25 protein-coding genes, 6 tRNA genes and 1 riboswitch are annotated in these 19,039 nt (G+C 43.5%); of the genes, 1 reads left to right on the top strand and 30 read right to left on the bottom strand.

The window, feature by feature from the left end; translation table 11 throughout:
- Positions 1-9 precede the first annotated feature (9 nt).
- The 5 genes from groES to E4T71_RS03615 all read right to left on the bottom strand — a co-directional run bounded on the left by groES (position 10) and on the right by E4T71_RS03615 (position 2,139).
- Entirely contained in the window at positions 10-291 is a 282-nt protein-coding gene (gene groES / locus E4T71_RS03635; RefSeq protein ID WP_135036956.1) for a co-chaperone GroES, read from the bottom strand.
- Between the two features lie 136 nt (positions 292-427).
- Positions 428-823, bottom strand: a complete 396-nt coding sequence (locus E4T71_RS03630) for a single-stranded DNA-binding protein (protein WP_135036953.1) — start codon at positions 821-823, stop codon at positions 428-430.
- Between the two features lie 64 nt (positions 824-887).
- A complete protein-coding gene (ytpR, locus tag E4T71_RS03625; protein WP_135036950.1) occupies positions 888-1,514 on the bottom strand; it encodes a YtpR family tRNA-binding protein in 627 nt (208 codons plus the stop codon).
- 17 nt (positions 1,515-1,531) lie between these two features.
- Entirely contained in the window at positions 1,532-1,849 is a 318-nt protein-coding gene (locus E4T71_RS03620; protein WP_135036947.1) for a thioredoxin family protein, read from the bottom strand.
- On the bottom strand, positions 1,846-2,139 hold the full coding sequence (locus E4T71_RS03615) for a DUF4651 domain-containing protein (RefSeq protein ID WP_228062343.1): 294 nt from the start codon (positions 2,137-2,139) through the stop codon (positions 1,846-1,848). Before E4T71_RS03615 ends, E4T71_RS03620 begins: the two co-directional genes overlap by 4 nt.
- A gap of 75 nt (positions 2,140-2,214) precedes the next feature.
- On the opposite strand from E4T71_RS03615, the gene pepA reads away from it, so the two are divergent.
- Entirely contained in the window at positions 2,215-3,282 is a 1,068-nt protein-coding gene (gene pepA / locus E4T71_RS03610) for a glutamyl aminopeptidase (RefSeq protein WP_135036941.1), read from the top strand.
- A 24-nt stretch (positions 3,283-3,306) separates the two neighbouring features.
- On the opposite strand, the gene E4T71_RS03605 is transcribed toward pepA, so the two are convergent.
- From E4T71_RS03605 to E4T71_RS03485, 25 genes are all read right to left on the bottom strand, one after another.
- Positions 3,307-3,864: a folate family ECF transporter S component gene (locus E4T71_RS03605; protein WP_135036938.1), complete on the bottom strand. Its 558-nt coding sequence runs from the start codon at positions 3,862-3,864 to the stop codon at positions 3,307-3,309.
- 34 nt (positions 3,865-3,898) lie between these two features.
- Positions 3,899-3,989, bottom strand: a riboswitch (THF riboswitch).
- 89 nt (positions 3,990-4,078) lie between these two features.
- The gene (locus tag E4T71_RS03600; RefSeq protein WP_135036935.1) at positions 4,079-4,363 is read right to left on the bottom strand and encodes a helix-turn-helix domain-containing protein; all 285 of its coding nucleotides are present in this window, start codon (positions 4,361-4,363) and stop codon (positions 4,079-4,081) included.
- A gap of 161 nt (positions 4,364-4,524) precedes the next feature.
- On the bottom strand, positions 4,525-5,715 hold the full coding sequence (locus tag E4T71_RS03595; protein WP_135036932.1) for an acetate kinase: 1,191 nt from the start codon (positions 5,713-5,715) through the stop codon (positions 4,525-4,527).
- Between the two features lie 60 nt (positions 5,716-5,775).
- A complete protein-coding gene (locus tag E4T71_RS03590) occupies positions 5,776-6,717 on the bottom strand; it encodes a class I SAM-dependent methyltransferase (RefSeq protein WP_135036928.1) in 942 nt (313 codons plus the stop codon).
- Positions 6,718-6,750: 33 nt separating this feature from the next.
- Complete coding sequence (comGG, locus tag E4T71_RS03585) at positions 6,751-7,065, bottom strand: competence type IV pilus minor pilin ComGG (protein ID WP_135036924.1); 315 nt, start codon at positions 7,063-7,065, stop codon at positions 6,751-6,753.
- Complete coding sequence (comGF, locus tag E4T71_RS03580; protein WP_135036920.1) at positions 7,055-7,504, bottom strand: competence type IV pilus minor pilin ComGF; 450 nt, start codon at positions 7,502-7,504, stop codon at positions 7,055-7,057. Before comGF ends, comGG begins: the two co-directional genes overlap by 11 nt.
- The gene (gene comGE / locus E4T71_RS03575; protein WP_135036917.1) at positions 7,476-7,769 is read right to left on the bottom strand and encodes a competence type IV pilus minor pilin ComGE; all 294 of its coding nucleotides are present in this window, start codon (positions 7,767-7,769) and stop codon (positions 7,476-7,478) included. The genes comGF and comGE overlap by 29 nt, the downstream gene beginning before the upstream one ends.
- Positions 7,741-8,166, bottom strand: coding sequence for a competence type IV pilus minor pilin ComGD (gene comGD / locus E4T71_RS03570; protein WP_135036914.1), 426 nt, complete (start codon positions 8,164-8,166; stop codon positions 7,741-7,743). The genes comGE and comGD overlap by 29 nt, the downstream gene beginning before the upstream one ends.
- Positions 8,135-8,452, bottom strand: a complete 318-nt coding sequence (gene comGC, locus E4T71_RS03565; protein WP_135036911.1) for a competence type IV pilus major pilin ComGC — start codon at positions 8,450-8,452, stop codon at positions 8,135-8,137. The genes comGD and comGC overlap by 32 nt, the downstream gene beginning before the upstream one ends.
- Positions 8,449-9,426, bottom strand: coding sequence for a competence type IV pilus assembly protein ComGB (comGB, locus tag E4T71_RS03560; RefSeq protein ID WP_135036908.1), 978 nt, complete (start codon positions 9,424-9,426; stop codon positions 8,449-8,451). The genes comGC and comGB overlap by 4 nt, the downstream gene beginning before the upstream one ends.
- Positions 9,383-10,354: a competence type IV pilus ATPase ComGA gene (comGA, locus tag E4T71_RS03555; protein ID WP_135036905.1), complete on the bottom strand. Its 972-nt coding sequence runs from the start codon at positions 10,352-10,354 to the stop codon at positions 9,383-9,385. Before comGA ends, comGB begins: the two co-directional genes overlap by 44 nt.
- Positions 10,355-10,680: 326 nt before the next feature.
- Entirely contained in the window at positions 10,681-11,676 is a 996-nt protein-coding gene (locus E4T71_RS03550) for a 2-hydroxyacid dehydrogenase (protein WP_135036902.1), read from the bottom strand.
- Between the two features lie 12 nt (positions 11,677-11,688).
- Positions 11,689-12,741 carry an AEC family transporter gene (locus E4T71_RS03545; RefSeq protein WP_135036899.1) on the bottom strand — a complete coding sequence of 351 codons (1,053 nt, stop codon included), beginning with the start codon at positions 12,739-12,741 and terminating at the stop codon, positions 11,689-11,691.
- A gap of 319 nt (positions 12,742-13,060) precedes the next feature.
- Complete coding sequence (locus E4T71_RS03540; RefSeq protein WP_135036896.1) at positions 13,061-13,699, bottom strand: NAD(P)H-binding protein; 639 nt, start codon at positions 13,697-13,699, stop codon at positions 13,061-13,063.
- A gap of 254 nt (positions 13,700-13,953) precedes the next feature.
- Positions 13,954-15,456, bottom strand: coding sequence for a metal ABC transporter solute-binding protein, Zn/Mn family (locus E4T71_RS03535; RefSeq protein WP_135036893.1), 1,503 nt, complete (start codon positions 15,454-15,456; stop codon positions 13,954-13,956).
- A 6-nt stretch (positions 15,457-15,462) separates the two neighbouring features.
- Entirely contained in the window at positions 15,463-16,260 is a 798-nt protein-coding gene (locus E4T71_RS03530) for a metal ABC transporter permease (protein WP_135036890.1), read from the bottom strand.
- Complete coding sequence (locus E4T71_RS03525) at positions 16,257-16,955, bottom strand: metal ABC transporter ATP-binding protein (RefSeq protein WP_135036887.1); 699 nt, start codon at positions 16,953-16,955, stop codon at positions 16,257-16,259. Before E4T71_RS03525 ends, E4T71_RS03530 begins: the two co-directional genes overlap by 4 nt.
- Positions 16,956-16,957: 2 nt before the next feature.
- Positions 16,958-17,392 (bottom strand): zinc-dependent MarR family transcriptional regulator, encoded by a 435-nt coding sequence (locus tag E4T71_RS03520; RefSeq protein WP_135036884.1) that lies wholly within the window; start codon positions 17,390-17,392, stop codon positions 16,958-16,960.
- Between the two features lie 72 nt (positions 17,393-17,464).
- Positions 17,465-18,319, bottom strand: a complete 855-nt coding sequence (gene ispE / locus E4T71_RS03515; protein ID WP_135036881.1) for a 4-(cytidine 5'-diphospho)-2-C-methyl-D-erythritol kinase — start codon at positions 18,317-18,319, stop codon at positions 17,465-17,467.
- Between the two features lie 140 nt (positions 18,320-18,459).
- A tRNA-Leu gene (locus E4T71_RS03510) sits at positions 18,460-18,543 on the bottom strand.
- Positions 18,544-18,568: 25 nt separating this feature from the next.
- Positions 18,569-18,640, bottom strand: a tRNA-Gln gene (locus E4T71_RS03505).
- A gap of 13 nt (positions 18,641-18,653) precedes the next feature.
- Positions 18,654-18,726, bottom strand: a tRNA-His gene (locus E4T71_RS03500).
- Positions 18,727-18,739: 13 nt separating this feature from the next.
- A tRNA-Trp gene (locus tag E4T71_RS03495) sits at positions 18,740-18,810 on the bottom strand.
- A gap of 4 nt (positions 18,811-18,814) precedes the next feature.
- Positions 18,815-18,895, bottom strand: a tRNA-Tyr gene (locus tag E4T71_RS03490).
- A gap of 19 nt (positions 18,896-18,914) precedes the next feature.
- Positions 18,915-18,987 (bottom strand) — tRNA-Phe (locus tag E4T71_RS03485).
- Between the last annotated feature and the right edge of the window lie 52 nt (positions 18,988-19,039).

Below are 19,039 nucleotides of genomic sequence, written 5' to 3'. Positions count from 1 at the left end.
TTTTACTCCTTACTCTACAATTGCTAGAATATCAGACTCACGAATGAGAAGAAAATCTTCATCCTCATCTTTAATAGAAATACCCGCATGAGCCTCAAAAAGGATTGTTTGCCCAGCCACAACCGCTGGTGCAATTAAATCACCATTCAATGACCGTAGCCCTTCACCAACAGCCACAACCGCTGCTGTTTTAGTAGCTGCCTGGCTATTTGATGCCAAGACAAAACCGGACACAGACTGCTCTTTCTCAATCACTTTCACAATAACTTTATCTGCTAAAGGTTTTAACATAGATTTTCCTCCAATATGTTTAGCACTCTTCAATTACGACTGCTAATTCTGTTTCTATTTTATCATTTAGTCAACAATAGTCAAGAAAAAAACTTCATCCAGTACCCAAATTTCAAAAGTATTAAACCTACCATCACTAAAACGGTAATTCTTCTCCTTCTTCACTGACCATCTCGAACCGTTCTTGTTTTCGGCGTTGTTCGCGCAAGAGTCTCTGCTCTTTAGTCTCTAATAGCTGAAAATCACTGCAAAGAACTTCGGATAAGTAGTGCATTTGACCATCCTTCTCATATCGGCGTGTCCGCAATTCTCCTTCAACACCAATTAAACTGCCCTTGCATGCATAGCTAGTAATATACTCCGCTAGACGCCCCCAAGCCACAATTGAGATAAAATCAGACTCTCGCTCACCGGCTTGATCACGGTACCGCCTTTTGACAGCTAATTTAGAACGAGTTACGCTGCGATTAGATGGGGTCTTCTGCAATTCAGGAGTCCCTGTTAAACGGCCAATTAAAAAAATACGATTCATCTTTTTTCCTCCTACCTCCTTATTCGGAAGTAAAAAGAAAAAAGACGTCCCTTAGGATCGTCTTTTAAGCTTCCCAATGTTGAACAGGGTCAAAAGCATGACCAACTAGCACACCTTCTGCTAACTCGATAATGCCCCGTTTTTGTGGTGCGTTTGGAAGAGCCAGTTCTCTTGGACTACACATCATACCAAAACTCTCCACTCCCCGCAATTGTCCTGGGAAAATCAAATTACCTTTTGGCATCATCGCACCTGGTAAGGCAACAATGGTTTTCAAACCTACACGCGCATTCGGAGCACCTGCTACGATTTGAACAGTCTTATCGTGACCAATCGCAACCTGACAAATATTGAGGTGATCACTATCTGGATGAGCTTCCATCTCCACAATTTCACCAACCACAAAACGAGGGCTCTCGAAAGGAACCACACGCTCCTCAAAACCTTCTGCAGCCAGCCAATCATTCAAGAGCGCAAGATCTGCTTCCGACAGATTTACCTGCCCACTGCCCTCTAAATGTAAACGATCACTAACTTGGAAAAAATTCCAAGCTATAATTTCCTGATTATCCGCTCGGCGAATACGTGCAATCGCTCCTTTTTTCTCCACTTCCACAGCCTGTCCCTGATCATCAGCGACAACCACCATCAGAACATCTCCAACACCTTGCGGATTATAAGTAAATAACATAAATTCCCTTTCTTATCTTAAGCTAACCCTGCCAGGAAAGCCAGAATCTCCTCTTTTGTTTTTCGTTCTCGACTGACGAAGCGCCCAAGCTCCTTCCCATTTTCCACAACCACTAAACTCGGAATCCCATAAACATCCCATAATTTTGCCAAATCTAAATAAGTATCTCGATCGATTTGGATAAAGGTAAAAGAAGGGTGAGCCACTTCGATACTCGGCATATGGGGCTGAATAAAATGACAATCCCCACACCAATCAGCGGTAAAATAGAAGACAAATTTGCCCTCTTGTTCCAAATAAGAGGCTATCTCCTCCAAAGACTGAGGCACAATCATATAACGACCTCCTCTATATCTAGCTGCTCTCCGACTAGCCAAAAACGAAAGTGACGCCCATCTTCCAAGAAGACACCACCTGCCAGACAATCCTGATCAGAATGATAAAGCTCCACATAGAGAGTCTCCACCCGCCCCATTTCCGAGAAAAAAGCACGAACGGTAGCTGTCATCTCCTCTTGACTCCGGACACGATTCCGATCTTCCTGCAACTTATAGCCCGCATAGGCTAGACCTGCTAGACCAAGAAGGCCTAGCAGCCCTAAGACCGGCTGACTTTTTCTTTTCATACTCATAGTCCTTATTTTATCACAAGTCTACTTGTGTTACAATTTTAGATAAGATTGAAAAAGGAGAAGAACAGCATGCATCAACTATTTCAGGCTATCCAAGAAGTCACCCAACTCAAGGGCATCTCTGGCCACGAAGGCGCTATCCGTGCTTACCTACGACGGGAACTGCAAGATTCCGTCGATCAAATCCAGACAGACGGATTAGGAGGTGTTTTCGGACTTAAAAGCAGCCACTCCCAAGCTGCTCCACGGGTCTTAGTTGCAGCCCACATGGATGAAGTCGGATTTATGGTCAGTTCCATCAAAGCTGACGGTACCTTCCGTGCCGTCGAAATCGGTGGCTGGAATCCCCTCGTTGTAAGCGGACAACGCTATACTCTCATCACCCGCCCGGGGCAAGAAATCCCTGTCATCACAGCAGCCACTCCACCACACCTCATGCGAAGCCAGGGTAGTCAGCCTAGTCTCCCCGCCATTAGCGATATCATCTTTGACGGAGGTTTCACTGATAAAGCCGAAGCGGAAGCCTTCGGCATCCGACCGGGTGATACCATCGTTCCCGATAGCCAAACCATCCTCACGGCTAATGGTAAAAATGTCATCTCCAAGGCCTGGGACAATCGTTACGGTGTTCTCATGGTAAAAGAAGCAGCCCAGGCTCTAGCCCAAGAAAAGTTTGATTACGACCTCTATCTCGGAGCCAATGTCCAAGAAGAAGTCGGCTTACGTGGAGCTCACACCTCCACAACCCTCTTGGATCCTGCACTTTTTTTTGCTGTAGACTGTTCACCTGCTGCCGATGTCTTTGGCGGGCAGGGTAAAATCGGGGATGGAACCTTAATCCGTTTCTATGATCCCGGCCACCTGCTTTTACCAGCCATGAAAGACTTCCTCCTTGATACCGCCGAAAGCGCAGGAATCAAGTATCAATATTACACTGGAGCTGGTGGCACCGATGCCGGGGCTGCTCATCTCAAAAACGGTGGTGTTCCATCTACCACAATTGGTGTCTGTGCCCGCTACATCCATTCCCACCAAACCCTTTACAGCCTAGATGATTTCCTAGAAGCCCAAGCTTTCTTACAAGCCCTTTTGAAAAATTTAGATCAAGCTACCATCGCCACAATCACCAGTTATTAAAAAATAAGAGAGGTCGAGCCTCTCTTATTTTTTAATGTTATTCAATTTAGCAAACTCTGGAATCCGTTGCAAGAAGGGAATAAGCAGCATCACCAGAAGTACCCGAACAGGAATCTCTAAGACTTTATACACTCGTGTTGCATAAATCACTGCATAAGGTGTTTGATAATAGGTATGTAGCAAAATTGGAGTCAAAACAAAGGTCCCAATCCCCATAGTGATGACTGTAGCGACAATCACATAAAGCCAATCCTTCCAATTATTGAGAGACAATTTTTTTCCGAAGAAGAAAAGGCCATAAAGGAAGCCCTGTAAAGCTTCAACCAGCGTAAATCCCCAGATAAAGGAATAACCTGTATTGTTCAGGAAAAAGGCCAAAATATCATAAATAATGGCCACCAAGGCAGATAGCCACGGACCAGCAATCGATCCAATCAGTACCTTAGCAATAAAAGTCACACCAACTTGCAGTTGGTTAGGAATGACGGAGATGGTAAATAAATCCAAGACATAGGTCAAGGCCATCAACATAGCAAGAGTCGCCATCAATTGCGGACTCAATTTAGGAAATGAAAATTTCATCGGAAAGCTCCTTTTCTTTCTGGAGCTGTCTAGCGACAGCGGATGCAATGGTCTACCGCACCAATGGTTTCGTTGTGTGGCAACATCCCATCCACACACACTTAACGCAGACCATTTACTCTGTGCCTTACGGCCTTCTCAGTATAGCATAAAAATAAGCCTAAAAACCAGATGATGATTGTAAAAAATCTCTTTCAAAAATAATACCTAACACTCATTTAGAATCAAAATTAGCAGATGTCCATTCTCTATGGACAATCGATCGTAAGCGAGTAGTTGATAGGCTGAGGAGTGCTTCTAAGCCTTCTTCTAGATAACGGTTCAATAAGTTTCGTACAGTTTGATGAACAAAGCCTACTGATTTAGCTACTGCTGTTAAATTCTGGCATTCAGAGTAGAGAATGAGAGCTTGGATTTTCCTATGGTGCTGTGCATTCTTTTTATCCTTCAGAGCTTGCTTCAATTCGTTAATTTGATATTCGTTTAGTTCGACTTTCATACTTTTATAGCATACAGCTATTTTTGTTTTTTTGTTAAGTATAAACTTCAAACATCTTATTCATGGAAAAACAGCTCATATCCAGATACTCTAAACAAGGACTTTTGATACCATTAAAAAATCCCAGCTGGTAAAACCAACTGGGATTTTCTTATCTAATCTTAAGCTTTCAAGCGCTCAACATCACGCGCAATAACCAATTCTTCATCTGTTGGAACTACTAGAACTTTTACTTTAGAATCTGCAGTTGAGATATCACCAACCGCACCAAAGACGTTCTTACCTGGCTCAAGTTTCATACCGAACCATGATAGTCCTTCTACAACAGCTTCACGAACCTGATCAGAGTTCTCGCCAATACCTGCTGTAAAGATAAGAGCATCTGCACCATTCAACACAGCAAAGTATTGACCGATAAATTTACGGAGACGGTCCACTAGCATATCAAAAGCAAGGGTCATCTTCGCATCTCCAGCTTCTCGTCCAGCTTCCACATCGCGCATATCACTAGAAGCTTCTGCTACTCCAAGAACACCAGATTCCTTATTCAAAACATCAATAACATCTGCTGCATTCTCAAGACCAGGTACTTGTTCCACTAAATATGGAATGATAGCTGGATCAATATCTCCTGAACGAGTTCCCATCATTGGACCAGCCAATGGTGTGAAGCCCATAGAAGTGTCGATTGACTTTCCACCATCAATCGCTGAAATCGAAATTCCATTTCCAATATGTGCTGTAATCAATTTCAACTCTTCCAGTGGACGACCCAACATTTCGGCAGCCTGTTGAGATACATAATAGTGAGAAGTACCATGGGCACCATATTTCCGAACCTGATAATCAGTATAATACTTCTCTGCAATTGGATAGCGGTAAGCAACTTCCGGTAACGTTGTATGGAAAGCTGTATCAAAAACTGCAACACTCGTAATATCCGGTAAAATTTCTTTAAAGGCCCGAATACCAGCTGCATTAGCTGGGTTATGAAGTGGAGCCAAGCTAGCCAACTCTTCAATCTTAGCTAAAGTTTCATCATCAATCAAAACAGATTCTGTAAAGAGTTCTCCACCAGCTACAACACGATGGCCCACACCTGTAATCTCAGAATAGTCACTGATGATTTCAAACTTCAACAAATCCTCAAGAAGTAATTTCACTGCTTGAACATGGTCTACAATATCCAACGTTTGACTCTCCGCACGGCCATCAAACTTCACTGTAGAAATAGAATCCTTAAGACCGATTCGCTCAATAATTCCCTTTGCAAGTACTGTTTCTTCTGGCATTGCATAAAGCTGCCATTTCAAACTTGAACTTCCTGCATTAATCGCAATTGTTTTAGACATAAGCTACCCCTTTTAAAGCGTTTTCAATATGATTATAGCAGAAAGATGGTAAAATTGCCCTTATTTTAACTCCATTTCCATTTTTTCTTGAAAATCTCTTATTTCCTCCAGATTGTTGAGATCATTAAAGGCAAATACAAATGGCGTAAAATCCTTACCAGAAGGCTTTCTGAAGACAAAAAGACTCTTCGCATATTGAGGGTTGGCAAACATCTTTTCTGGTAAATTCACCAAAGCCACAAGCTCTGTTGACGATTGAATCCAATCTTTCAAAAGTCCACTTTGGGGACTCGTCAATAACTGGGTTGGAGCCAAGAAAATCGCATACCCTTCCGATTCCAAGTACTTGGCCCCCTGCTCCATCAACAAATGATGGGCATAGGTATGTCCCTCCGGACTAGCCACCTGAAATCGACTAGCAATCACATCATCTGGATAGTACCCAATCGGAAGGTCACTAATCACTAAATCTTTTTGTAAAATCTGACTCCGGACAGCATCCCCTTGTGAAAATGTCAGACCTTCGGTCCCCAGTACCTCCGCAATACTAGCTGACAATTCTACCAAAATGTCATCCAGTTCGATTCCCAAATAATCCATTTCCTTCTGACTATTTAAGAGGATCGTCTCTGCCAAATTGCCCATACCACTGCCCAGTTCCAAAACACGAATGAAGTCCTGAGAGAAAAGATGGTCAATCACCAACGTCACCAAAAATCCAAGACTATCCGGGGTCGCCTGGTGATTCGGTTGTAAGGGCTCCGTTTGCTGTCCTTTCATCATTAAATACTGAAAGGTTCGCCGCCACTCTTCAGGAGTCAATTCCAGCTGCGCCACCTTCTGATTGTTTTTCGCAAGCCCCTTCAACTCCTCATCTGGCTGTAAATAATGGACATTCTGCTCAATAATTGCTTCGTAAAAACCCGTTTTTAACTGGTTTTGAATCGTATGGATATTTTCTAATAAAAGGCCAAAAGCCTGCTCAATCTTTTCAAAATTCATGCTTCTATGATAACACAAAAGCAATCTCAGTAGCTAGTGACGAGAAAGTTCGGTCAGCGAAAAACGATAGTCCTCACCACTCGATAAAGTAACCTCAATGTCCCAACGTTTCCCTTCAACGGCATATCTTGCCTGCCCTTCTCGGAATCGGATCTCCCCTTTCTTCCCTTCCGCCTTATCTCGACAATAGATGGCCAAAGCGTAGGCTTGTTCCCGCTCTCGATAGGCTTTGAATAAACGCTCTTGGAATAGATGCCGTTCGAGGTAAAGATTTAAAACGAGGCTAAAAACTGCTAGGAGTAACAGGGCATAAAGTAAAACGCCTGCTCGTACCTGTTTAGTCCACACGATAGATCCACTCCCTTTCCTGACCGTCTGCTAAAACTGCCTTAAGCTGGATCAGGCCACCCTGTTCCTCCACTTCCATGGACTCAACGCCAAATAGTAGGGTTTGACTCCCTTGGTTCTGGTTACGGCCGCCAGTCTTTCGGATTTCCTTTTTCTTAGGCCAATAAGCAATCTTCTGCCCCTTACCCTGTTGATCCACATATATTTCATGATCACTGACTGCATCAAACTGTGCCTCTAAAAATTCTTGCTCTAGATGGGCCGTAAAGAGTAACCAATCTTGAGTTGAAGCCCGTTCCTGATAACGAATATCTTGAAACAAAAGAAGGGTCAAGGCTTGAAATAAGAGACAGGAACCACTGATGACCAAAAGAGCAACCACGGCTTCCAGCAAAGTAAAAGCTCGTAAGCTAGGGCGACAAAACATGCACTTGAACAAGAATCTCCTCCCCCTCTCTGAGTGTCCAGACGTGCTCCCCTCTCTCCACCTGAACTGTATCCAATCTTCCGAGACCGGCTTGCAGAGCCATATGCCCTTTTTGCAAAGCCTGCTCTCTGTGTAAGATAGCAGCTTCTCTTTTTCGCGACTCAGTAATAGCGCCTAAAAGCAAAGCTGTCACTACGCTAAAAACCCACAGGGCTACTAATGATTCCAGTAATAAATAAGCTTCTAGCTCACTCTTCTGTCCTCTGTAAAATCCCATTTCCAATCCTCGCCTGGTAATGAACCGTCTTCCCACTGCTTAGATCCCGAAAAACAATCCGGGATAACCCCGTATGATTCCCCTTAGCATTCAAGTCTAGTTGAAAATGTGATGCTAACTCTACTCCCTGGGGCAACTGTAATTTCCCTTCTGGTCCCGTAATACACCTTTCTTGAAAATATAGCTGTGCCGACTCCTGTCGGGCCCAAGCCAAGGTCTGAGATTCCGTATAAAAATGCTCAAAACGAAGATAAAAAAGAGTCTTCTCAAAGGACTGGTAGACCTCTCCAACCCCCATCCACAAGAGCATTAGAAGAAAGAGGGTAATCCCTAACGTTAATAGGCTTTCCAGCAAGGTAAAACCTTTAATCGGGGACGATCCGACTTTCTTGAGCATGTTTCTTATAGTAGTCCCGATAAGCATCCGCTTGCTCCTTCGTAATCTGCTTCTCTGCCACTAACTGTCCTAAATTAGGCTCCCCACTGTGGTTCAACTGATAAATCTCCGCCTGACTCTCCACCACTTTGACAATCGCTGCATTCCCCTTTTCTCGAACGACTTCTTTTTGTTTGACCAGATTGGGAACAAATAACAAAAGTAGGACAGAAATAATAAGGATTACAATTAGCATTTCTATTAGAGTAAATCCAGGTAGGGATTTTCGTAAATATGTGCGTATCATATAGGCACCTCCAAATTCTGATAAATCGGTAACAACATCGCTGCATAGAGTAGTAAAATCAAAAAGGCTACAAGGACAAAGACACAAGGTTGGATTAAATCCATCAGTCGAAATAAACGATGGAAAAACTCTTCCCAGGTCTTCCTAGAATAAATGGCTAATTCCTGCCCCAATCGCGATTTGAATTCACCATATTCAATCATCAAGGCTAGTTCCTGCCTCAAAAAAGGATAGGTCCGAATCTGCTGGGCTAGGGATATTCCAGCACTCAAGGCCTGGGCTAGGTCAGTTCCCAACTCAGCTAAAAATACTGACTTTTGCCGCCGCATCAACTCGACAATCTCCGCCAAGGCCAACCCCTGACCAAAAAGACACGCCCACTCACGCGCTAGACTGGCTGATAAATAAGCTTTGACAAATCCTGACAGACCTGGCCAGGTCGCCAACATACTCAAAAAATCCAATCGCTTCTGATGTCGATAAAGCAGCACGAAACCGACTACACCTAAAGCTAGACAAGCCATCAGAGTTATAAAACAGAGAGGGAAAATCTCTACCAATCGGGTCCACTGGTTACTCTGATCTATTTCTGGTAAAACATAGGATTGCAACCCCCAAATAATCACCAGTAAAAAACCAAGTAGTAAAAGCGGATAAGTTCCCACAGCCACTAACTTCCTTCGAACCTGAAGAAAACTTTGCAAGTGTCCTTCCAACTGAGCTAAACTTTCTAATATATTGCCATGTAATTCAGCTAAGGCTAATTGGCTAACCACTGTTTCAGAAAAGCCCAGTTGACCTAAAATACTTGAAAAGGATTGTCCCGCCTGCATGCCCTGCCTCATACTGACCACCAAATCTTTGGCTAACAGACCACTATGATCTAAGAAATCTAAAGCCTCACCTAAATGAAAACCTGTCTCGAAAAGATTATGGAAGAGCTGGACAATCTTCAGTTCCTGCTGAATCCCCAAGGTATTCCTCCCGAGCTTGAGCTTGGCTGATAACGCCAGCTGCAAACAGCTTTTCCACCTTAGTATTCCAAGAGCTAGCCGTATGGGTCTCAAAGTCTTTCTGGGTAACATCTACTAATCCCTTCCCTCCTATCAAACGCTGATAACACACCAGCTGCAGACATTCTTTCAACTCTACAGGTTCCACACCTAATTCCAGTAAACGACGGTAAACTCCTGGAATCGACCGAGCGTGGACAGTCGAGAAAACACTGATTCCCGTCAAGGCTGCCCGTACAACCGCTCGGGCGGTCTCTGAATCTCGAATTTCCCCAATAATTAAGAGATCCGGTCGGTGGCGAAGGGAGAGCTTAATGAGAGGATCATAGGTCATGCCAATCTCCTTATTCAGTTGCAACTGCAAAAAAGTCGAATCCTTAATCTCGACAGGATCCTCTATGGTCAAAATTTGCCTTCCTTGGAATCGCTCCTTAGCCAATTGATACATGAGGCTAGTTTTGCCACTCCCAACAGGACCGGAAAAAAGATAGAGACCTCGCCCTTGAATTAGCTGACACAGTTGCTTAAGTTCCCAATCCCAAAATGCTAAATCTTGTTGTGCATCATGAAGAAGACGAATGACCAGACTCTCCAAACCACGATAATCCCCAACCGTAGATAACCGTAAAGAGACAGTCTCTTGCTCCAGACCATAATCACAAGACCCCAACTGGCTTCGCCTACGTTCGCCAACATTCATACCTGCTGCAAACTTAAAATGACTCAGTAGCGCCTGTCCTTGAATGAAGTCTAGATGATCGAGCAGAACTCGCTCTTCTCCTACTCGTAAATAAACCGAATAACCTTCCATTTGTGGCATTACATAGATATCCTGTGCTCGCTTTTGGCGAGCTGCACTTAAAATGGCCTGTGCTCTATTTTTTACCATACCCCTTTTGCCTCCTCATTGATTTATTCGTAGAGGCAAGAAAAAAAGCCGTCACCAAGTGAACGAACTTCAAAAAATTAGAAAATCATTAGCCAACAGATTAAATCCTGTAGGACACAGGACTCGATCCGTTCAATATTACCATTAGGAGTAGCAAGCCATATCATTCTAATGATCTGCATTCCTGCCTCGATTATATTGAAAATACCTCAGTCTGCCCCCATATCCCAAGTCTGATTTCATAGCCTGCCCCAAATCCCCCCTTTCACAAAAAGACACCCCAAACATTAGAGTTACTACCTAACCTTTGGGGTGTCTTTCAAATCCTATTCAATCTCGTTTTGACTTGCTCCTGTCAACATAAGATCCTGTAAATTAGTAAAACTGGTATCAATCATATTAAGCGCTGCTTCATCGGTATAAGAACCGATATGAGGAGTCACCAAGACACGTGGATAGAGCTGAATCAATTCTTCCACAACTGGATCTGCCAGCTTGTGACCACGTAAATCCTTGAAGAAAAACTCTCCTTCTCCTTCCAAGGTATCCAAACCCAATCCAGCTAATTTTCCAGACTGGACTGCTTCTAGCAAGGCTTGCGCATCCTGCAATTCTCCACGCGCTGTATTAATCAAGATCGATCCATCTTTCATATTCGCAATAAATTCACGTGTGATGAATCGGCCATTTTCCGGAATAAATGGGGCATGAACGCTGACAATATCACTTTCATGTAAAAGTTCTTCTAGAGATACTTGGCGGCAAATATCCTCCACTCCTTCTTTGGGAAACGCATCATAGGCTAAGACCTCTGCTCCCAAACCCTTAAAGAGTTTGGCAGTAGTCAAACCAATTCGACCAATCCCCACAATACCAACCTTACAGTTGCGAATTTCCTTAGAAAACATCGCAGCATCCACACGGAAATCCTGCTGAGCTGTTTTTTGAACAGTATAGGCTGTGTGGCGAAGCAACATCATGGCCAAGCTCACAGCCAATTCAGCAATGGCATTGGGAGAGTAAAAGGGAACATAAGCTGTTTTTAGACCCAACTCTTTAGCATGAGCTACATCTATATGATTCACCCCTACGGTCCGCGTCAAGACATACTTAACACCCCACTCCTTGTAGAGTTCCAGCACTTCCGCTGTCGCAAAGCAGTTCCCTCGTAAGATGACAGCATCATGCCCTTTTGCCAAGGCTGCTGTCTCCGAAGAATTGAGATAATCCGCTACTAAGGTCAAATCAAAGCCAAAGCTTTGATTGACCTGTTCGAAAATAGGAATTTCAACATCCCTAACACCATAACATAATACTTTCATCGATAATACCTCTTAGAAGAAGGCCTGCAGACCTGCTCCCATAATAATCCAGAAAACAATCGCTACAATGGATAGAACAGTCGCTAGGAGAGAAGCATTACTTGCAAGTTGTGCTTCCTTATCATACTTGATAGCATAAGCTACTGCAACTGTAGCCGGTGGGGTTGCCAACATGATAATGATCGCCATAAACGCTTCATAATCCAAGCTAAAGATTGATTTCATAGCTAACATCAAAATCATAAAGATGGCTGGAACCACAATGAGTTTTATACCACTGTAGAGCCATACTACACGGTCCTTCAAAGCTTCACCAATACTGATATTTCCAAGGGTCATCCCAATAGCCAACCAAGCCAAGGGTGAGGCTAATTTAGATAAGTAATCAACTGGCTTGTAGAGCCACGGAAGCGTCTTGTCAATCCGCAAGATTCCAACCGTAATATCTTGCATATCCTTACTACCTTCATAAAGAGGAACTGTTACTGTCATTTGCGGCATATCATTTTGGAAAATCCAAATCAAAAGACCCACAAAAGTCGCCACAACAATTGGATTCAAGAAAATTTGTTTGAAATTTTTCTTCTCAAACTGAACCCCGCTCATACGAACCAAACCATAAGAATAGAGAAAAACCCGATAGGCAATATTAAAGATATTGGCATATAGGGCCCCAAGAGGACCAAGGAAACCGTTAATAATAGGAATCCCAAAGAAAGTCGTCGAACCAAAGGTTGTTAAAACAGATAAAGTCGTCTTCTGATTTCCCTTAAAGCGAAAATAAAGACTCTCCCCCAAGACAATCAAAATAACATAGGCTACAAATCCAAATACAAAGACTGTTAAACCAGTCGTAAAAGTCTCTGGGTTAATATTTTGCATAAAGGCTGAGAATGCCAAGGCAGGTAGAGCAAAAGCTAAGACAACGTCTGATAAAACCTTTCCTGCTTCTGGTCCAACGATATTTCGTTTCCGTGCAACATATCCCAACAAAATAATAGAAATCGTTGAAAAGATAGCACTTAAAAAAGCGTTGGACGTAATGATCTGGAACATATTTTCCATAATGAATCTCCTTTGTGAGTTTTTTTACAAACCTCTATCATTATAACGAAAGGGAGGAGAGGAAGCAAGAGATTTGATAAAAAAATCACAATGAAGGCAAAAAAAGTCGAATTTCATCTAAAAATTCGACTTTATTCTGGCCTACGATCCTTTGCCTGCAATAGCTAGTCAAAGAATAAAGATGCACTAACATGTAAAATTAAAATAGTTTCCCAACCGCGAGAAAATTCTCTATACCGCCCAAATTATAGCTAGCAAAAGGGCTTTGGGGACTTATCTGAAACGGAAGGTTCGCTCTTCCGATAAGTCCAAATGATCTCTAAACATTCTGAATGGCTAATTCGATTGGAACATCACCATCACTCATTTGAATAATTTTCTGATAGGTATTAGAAGATTCCAGAATAGCAGCTAAGGTTGCGGCTACATTGGGAATGCTATTTGGTTGTGATTGCTTCACATGAATTGCAATTTTTCCTGAAGCAGTCTCTGCTTCGACCAAATTTCCTGGCTGCAAAATTGTATAATCCAGTTTAGTATTGTGAATTAACCAATTGTCAGCAAAAAATTTAGCAATATTATAATCCATAATCGAAACTAAATTCGGATCTGACCATCTTTCAGGTTCCGTTGCAAATATCGAACTCAGCAAAACAAAACGCTTTATTCCAACTAATTCTGCTGCTTGCATCATTTTAACTGCCCCAAAGGCATCTGTCTGTAAAAGATCCTTTCCACGTGAACCAGCAACAAAATAGACCGCCTCTTGCCCCTGGAGTAACTGACTTAAATCCTCTACCCCTGCATGTAGATCTAAAGGCAGCGGACGAACGCCCTCTTTTACATCAATTCTTTCAGGATTACGTGCCCCGGCTGTTACCTGATGTCCTTTGTCTACTAGCTCTTCTATCAGGAATTGGGCAACCCTTCCAGTTGCCCCGGCAATAAAAATATTCATTTTTTCTCCTTTGATCCTTCAAATTTAGTTGCCTATTCAAGTATCTTATCAAAAACGCCATAGCTTGACAATTAACCTTCCCTACTATTCAACAAGGAGCAGAGAATGTACGAAGCTTTTTCAATTGTCTCTCTTCAGACAGAATGGAGATGGGAATCGAAAAACCTTGCTTCTTAGAATACACTTCCAAAAGCAAGGTTCTGAAAAATAATCTAGGTCCTAAATCCCTTGGACGATACTAACGAAAGAATGACCTAATGAGCTACCATTTCTTGAGCTACTTCCTGAGCCGTTAAGCTAGATGGATAGTAGGTCGGCCAATTCGTTAATTCTTCCCAAAGGGCTTCTTGACTGTCCCCACCAAAATACAAGTGGAAATGGGCTGATTGAGTTGGAGCAATTTGGTGGTCACTAAATTGGAAGTATTTGAAGCGCCCAGCATTCGGCTCTTCTGCTTCAAATTGGAAGCGTACACCCCGATTGCCTTTCTCATAGGTTAAAATTTTAAAACCTGCAGCCTTATAAGTATAAGTCTCCTCACCCTTATCCGTTACAAAGGTGACCTTATTGCCTTTGATTTTAATTTGGTTGACATCGGTTTTGTAACCAGTCCTATAGTATTCCTTGTATTCCTGAGCCGTCTTGTCACCCTTTTTCTTAGCCTTATAGTCAAAAACTTGATCTAACTGGCCCGATTCCAGATAAGGATAGACAGACTGCCAATCTCCTTCCCAATCGCTAAGGGGCCGATTTTTAACATCTTTATCCTCAAAATAGCCGTTCGCAACCGTTTTTTCAGTTACGGTCTCAGAAGCCTGAGGTTTAGATGCTTCCTTAAAGCCAGCCAGTAATTGATCTAGATTTTCCTCCATCAAACTAAGATAGGAGGGTCCTTGGTCAATATCCTTCTGGGGAACACCTTCTAAGGTATGAAGTTGGCCTAGCTCAACACCGGCCTCAGAGGCCAGTGTTTCGGCTAGTTTATTGGAAGAAGAGGATTCGACATAAATACGCTTGAGTCCAGTCTCTTTGACCTGATCGGCTAGTTCTTGAATACGCTTCAAGGAAGGTTCCTCCTCTGTGGAGAGGCCCACAATGGACTCTTGTTGAAGCTGATAATCAAAAGCCAAGTAATTGAAGGCTGTGTGTTGACTCAAGAATGTGTAGCCCTTGTAGGCCGCTAACTTTTCTTGATAGGATTGATCTAATTGATCCAATTCCTTAAGATAAGCTGCCGCATTTTTTTCAAAAGTCGCAGCCTGATCAGGATAACGTTCCTTTAGCTGATCCCGCAAAGAAGCCACCAGCAGTTTAGCCCGATAAGGAGATAGCCAAAGATGTGGATCCAACTCATGGCTATGCTCCTCAGCTCCATGATCATGATTGTGGTCTTCTTGCCCCGGTAGAAGAATCATGTCCTTGCTAGCCTGAATGGTCCGATCTGCTGATAAAACACCACTTTTTTCCAAGTCTGGTACCCACATTTCCATATTGGGATCCAGATAAAGGAAGGAGGAAGCTTCTTGAATACGGCTGACATCCTTAGCCGATGGTTCATAGCCGTGCACTTCAGTTCCAGCTTGAACCAAGAGCTGCACATCCGCTTCATCTCCAACAATTTTTTGGGTAAATTCATAGACGGGATAGAAGCTGGTTACCAGTTGAATATCCTTTTTGGCCCCCTGGGACTGGCAAGCGGTTAGGAAAAGGAAGAATCCTAATAGAAGGACGGCAAGTCCTTTTTTACGTTTTTTCATAAGAACCTACTTTCTCTTAAGCAGAGCCACCACCATAAAAATAGCGATGAAAATTAATGTAATGCTAGCGCTGGCCGGACTTTCCCAATAATAGGAGAGGAAAAGACCTGCAACCATGCCCACTAAGCCAATCAGACAAGAAAGCCAGAGAACTGACCGGAAATGACGACCTAGACGTAAAGCAATACTGGCTGGCAAAATCATAATGGTCGAAACCAAAAGTGCCCCAGCAGCTGGAATCATGAGTGCAATAGCGACTCCACTCATGATATTAAAAGTAATCGACAAGGCACGGGTAGGAATCCCATCTACCTGAGCTGTGTCCTCATCAAAGGTGAGCAAATAAAGCGGTCGGTAAGCCAAGACCAGAAAGAGTAAGACTACTGCAGCAATCGCAAAGAGACCCACTACTTGCTCCCAGGAAATGGTGACGATAGAACCGTAGAGATATTGCTCTAAACTCATGGTCTGAACTCCTCCAGACTTACTCATAACGACCATAGCAATGGCCAAACCAGCAGCCATTAAGATAACCGTCCCAACTTCCAAATAAGAAGCATAAACTGTTCGTAAGTACTCCAAGAAGACAGCAGCTACCATCACTACCACTAGGGTCATCCAAGTCGGTGACAAACCTAAGAGCAATCCCAAGGCGACCCCTGCTAAGGAAATATGACTCAACGTGTCACTCATTAAACTTTGCCGACGCAGAATCAGAAAAACTCCAATTGCTGGTGAAAAGAGACTCATCGCCATGATCGCCAATAAAGCCCGCTGGAAAAAAGCATAATCCAATAAACTCATGTGCCTTCCTCCTCTCCTTGATGTAACTGGAAGCAACGCCAAGGTGAGTCTTGCTTCCGCAGCAGGTGAATATTCCGATCAGCATATTCTGCTACTTCCTCCGGATCGTGGGTTACCATCAAAACTGCTTTCCCATGCTTATGAGCTGAATGATGCATGAGCTCATAAAAGTCTTCCTTAGAGACCGCATCCATTCCCGTCGTTGGTTCATCCAGGACGAAAAAGTCAGGGTCCGAGGCAAACATCCGAGCCAAGGCCACTCTCTGCTTCTGTCCCCCCGAAAGAGCCCCAATAAAGCTTTTCCGCTGTTCCCATAAGCCAACAGCTTCCAAACTTACCTGAACATGCTCCTTGTCATGTTCCGTCAGCCCCTTCCACCATGATTTACGAGGATACCGACCAGAAGCTACAAACTCCTCCACCGTTGAGGGAAAACCAGAATTAAAACTGGACACAGTCTGTGGCAGATAGGCAATCCGTAAGACTTGTCCCTCCCGATTTAACTCTGCCCGCTCCACACTTCCTTGACTGGGCTTGAGCAGGCCTAAGCTTGCCTTGAGTAAGGTAGACTTAGCTGCTCCATTCTCCCCTGTCAGGGTCACAAATTCGCCAGCATCAATATGGTAAGATACTCCCTCCAATACTGGTTCTTTATCATAGTAAAAGGTCAAATCCTTGACCGTCAAATAGCGCATCTTTATTCCATCTCCTTCGCTAATTCTTTCAGAAACTTGGCAATCACAGTTTGCTCATCTTTTGAAAAACCTTGAACCATTTTCTGCAAAGCTTGACTGGTTCGCTCATGGTGTTGCGCATGCTCATCCGCAACACCTTTACCTGCCTTGGTCAATTGAAAATAAACCAGGCGTCCATCTTGTTTATCACGTTTGGTTTCCAGTAAGCCTTCCTTACTCAGAAGCTTCGTCGCCTTGGTCATGGCCGCCTGGGAAAGGCCTAGTTCTTTTGCCAGGCTGGAATTAGTTAAGGGCTTTTGTGCTAATACCATTAAAATATGTTCCTGGGTATTGGTGAGATGAATAGGGCTTTGGCAATCCCCTAGCAGAAGCTCATGCTGGTGCTCTGCTTTTTTCAAAACCAAATCCAAAACACGACTAATCTCACTTCCTAACATAAAATCTCCTTAACTGGTTAATGTTTTACCGGTTAAGTATATCGCAAAAAAAAGATAGAGTCAAGTCTGACTCTATAACATTCTGACACAGTATACTTCTTTGCAAAATCCCTTAACTGAATTAACCACACGGCGGGCGATCTTATCACTAGCGCAAAGGGCAAAGACTGTGGGACCACTGCCACTCATTAAGGTAGCATCAGCTCCAGAAGCTGCTGCACAATTTTTGATTTTCTGAATCAGTGGCTTCCGAGTAATACTAATGTCTTCCAAGGAATTTCCAAGATTTGCCAACAGTTGCTCATAATTCCCCTCATTGATAGCCTGACAAAGTGCAGGTATATTCACAGAATTAATCTTATCCATTTCAACCTGAGAAAAAATAGAAGCCGTTGAGAGCCCAAAAGGAGGCTTAATTAACACAACCCATACTCTCGGAGCCGATGCCAAAGGATAAACTTCTTCTCCTCGACCCGTTACATAAGCACAGCCAGCATGTACACAATAAGGTACATCAGAACCAACCTGGACTCCAATTTCAGCCAGTTGCTCTAGACTATAATCTAACTCCCACAATTGGTTTAAGGCCCGTAAAGTCGCAGCAGCATCACTAGAACCACCCGCTAAACCAGCAGATCTAGGAATTCGCTTATCAATGATAATATGAACTCCCCGGTCTTCTAAACCAGCAGCTTGACGCAAATAAAAAGCAGCTTTATAAGCATGATTTTTGAAATTTAACGGCAGCTTACCACAAGAGGACTCTAGCGTAATCTGCTGATCTTCTCGCTCCCGAACCGTAATGTAATCATTTAAATCCACACTTGCCATGACCATACCTAACTCGTGAAAACCGTCCTCGCGCTTCCCACGAACATCTAGACCTAAATTGATCTTAGCAGGTGCCTTTTCAACAATTTCTTTCATACATGTCATTTTATCAAAAGATAAGCTAGGAGGAAAGGGGGAAGAATGGATACTCTTCATAAATCCCATTAATGGGGACTGCTTTCATCTGGCTCCACCTCTCTACAGCAACAAAAAAGTCTTCCTAAGAAGACTTAAGATACCGGCGGCCGGGGTCGAACCGGCACGTCCGTGAGGACACTGGATTTTGAGTCCAGCGCGTCTGCCAATTCCGCCACGCCGGCTTTCACTAATTTATTCAATTAGTAACTGGGGTAGCTGGATTCGAACCAACGCATGAGGGAGTCAAAGTCCCTTGCCTTACCGCTTGGCGATACCCCATTATTAATAAATAGGCGAGTGAGGGGAATCGAACCCCCGAATGTCAGAGCCACAATCTGATGTGTTAACCACTTCACCACACCCGCCATTCTATTAATACACGGGCAGTAGGAATTGAACCCACACTGAAGGTTTTGGAGACCTTAGTTCTACCTTTAAACTATGCCCGTAAGATGGAAGGGGAGGGATTCGAACCCCCGAACCCGAAGGAGCGGATTTACAGTCCGCCGCGTTTAGCCTCTTCGCTACCCTTCCATACAATATTTAATTGTAATGGCGCGAGACGGAATCGAACCGCCGACACATGGAGCTTCAATCCATTGCTCTACCAACTGAGCTACCGAGCCAAATTGCGGGAGCAGGATTTGAACCTACGACCTTCGGGTTATGAGCCCGACG

The sequence above is a fragment of the Streptococcus sp. WM07 genome (assembly GCF_004570525.1).
In the GTDB taxonomy this organism is placed as follows: domain Bacteria; phylum Bacillota; class Bacilli; order Lactobacillales; family Streptococcaceae; genus Streptococcus.
The sequence above is the reverse complement of the archived record's forward strand: the minus strand, read 5'-3'. Positions and strand labels throughout refer to the sequence as shown.

Bases quoted from the DNA above. Each gene is read 5' to 3' on its own strand.
- E4T71_RS03600 (WP_135036935.1), bottom strand. From the start codon at position 4,363: ATGAAAGTCGAACTAAACGAATATCAAATTAACGAATTGAAGCAAGCT.
- comGC (WP_135036911.1), bottom strand. From the start codon at position 8,452: ATGATACGCACATATTTACGAAAATCCCTACCTGGATTTACTCTAATA.
- pepA (WP_135036941.1), top strand. From the start codon at position 2,215: ATGCATCAACTATTTCAGGCTATCCAAGAAGTCACCCAACTCAAGGGC.
- E4T71_RS03605 (WP_135036938.1), bottom strand. From the start codon at position 3,864: ATGAAATTTTCATTTCCTAAATTGAGTCCGCAATTGATGGCGACTCTT.
- comGD (WP_135036914.1), bottom strand. From the start codon at position 8,166: ATGCTCAAGAAAGTCGGATCGTCCCCGATTAAAGGTTTTACCTTGCTG.
- E4T71_RS03550 (WP_135036902.1), bottom strand. From the start codon at position 11,676: ATGAAAGTATTATGTTATGGTGTTAGGGATGTTGAAATTCCTATTTTC.
- E4T71_RS03590 (WP_135036928.1), bottom strand. From the start codon at position 6,717: ATGAATTTTGAAAAGATTGAGCAGGCTTTTGGCCTTTTATTAGAAAAT.
- E4T71_RS03545 (WP_135036899.1), bottom strand. From the start codon at position 12,741: ATGGAAAATATGTTCCAGATCATTACGTCCAACGCTTTTTTAAGTGCT.
- ytpR (WP_135036950.1), bottom strand. From the start codon at position 1,514: ATGTTATTTACTTATAATCCGCAAGGTGTTGGAGATGTTCTGATGGTG.
- groES (WP_135036956.1), bottom strand. From the start codon at position 291: ATGTTAAAACCTTTAGCAGATAAAGTTATTGTGAAAGTGATTGAGAAA.
- E4T71_RS03530 (WP_135036890.1), bottom strand. From the start codon at position 16,260: ATGAGTTTATTGGATTATGCTTTTTTCCAGCGGGCTTTATTGGCGATC.
- E4T71_RS03595 (WP_135036932.1), bottom strand. From the start codon at position 5,715: ATGTCTAAAACAATTGCGATTAATGCAGGAAGTTCAAGTTTGAAATGG.
- ispE (WP_135036881.1), bottom strand. From the start codon at position 18,319: ATGAAAGAAATTGTTGAAAAGGCACCTGCTAAGATCAATTTAGGTCTA.
- E4T71_RS03630 (WP_135036953.1), bottom strand. From the start codon at position 823: ATGAATCGTATTTTTTTAATTGGCCGTTTAACAGGGACTCCTGAATTG.
- E4T71_RS03620 (WP_135036947.1), bottom strand. From the start codon at position 1,849: ATGATTGTGCCTCAGTCTTTGGAGGAGATAGCCTCTTATTTGGAACAA.
- E4T71_RS03540 (WP_135036896.1), bottom strand. From the start codon at position 13,699: ATGAATATTTTTATTGCCGGGGCAACTGGAAGGGTTGCCCAATTCCTG.
- E4T71_RS03520 (WP_135036884.1), bottom strand. From the start codon at position 17,392: ATGTTAGGAAGTGAGATTAGTCGTGTTTTGGATTTGGTTTTGAAAAAA.
- comGE (WP_135036917.1), bottom strand. From the start codon at position 7,769: ATGGGATTTTACAGAGGACAGAAGAGTGAGCTAGAAGCTTATTTATTA.
- E4T71_RS03615 (WP_228062343.1), bottom strand. From the start codon at position 2,139: ATGAAAAGAAAAAGTCAGCCGGTCTTAGGGCTGCTAGGCCTTCTTGGT.
- E4T71_RS03525 (WP_135036887.1), bottom strand. From the start codon at position 16,955: ATGCGCTATTTGACGGTCAAGGATTTGACCTTTTACTATGATAAAGAA.
- E4T71_RS03535 (WP_135036893.1), bottom strand. From the start codon at position 15,456: ATGAAAAAACGTAAAAAAGGACTTGCCGTCCTTCTATTAGGATTCTTC.
- comGA (WP_135036905.1), bottom strand. From the start codon at position 10,354: ATGGTAAAAAATAGAGCACAGGCCATTTTAAGTGCAGCTCGCCAAAAG.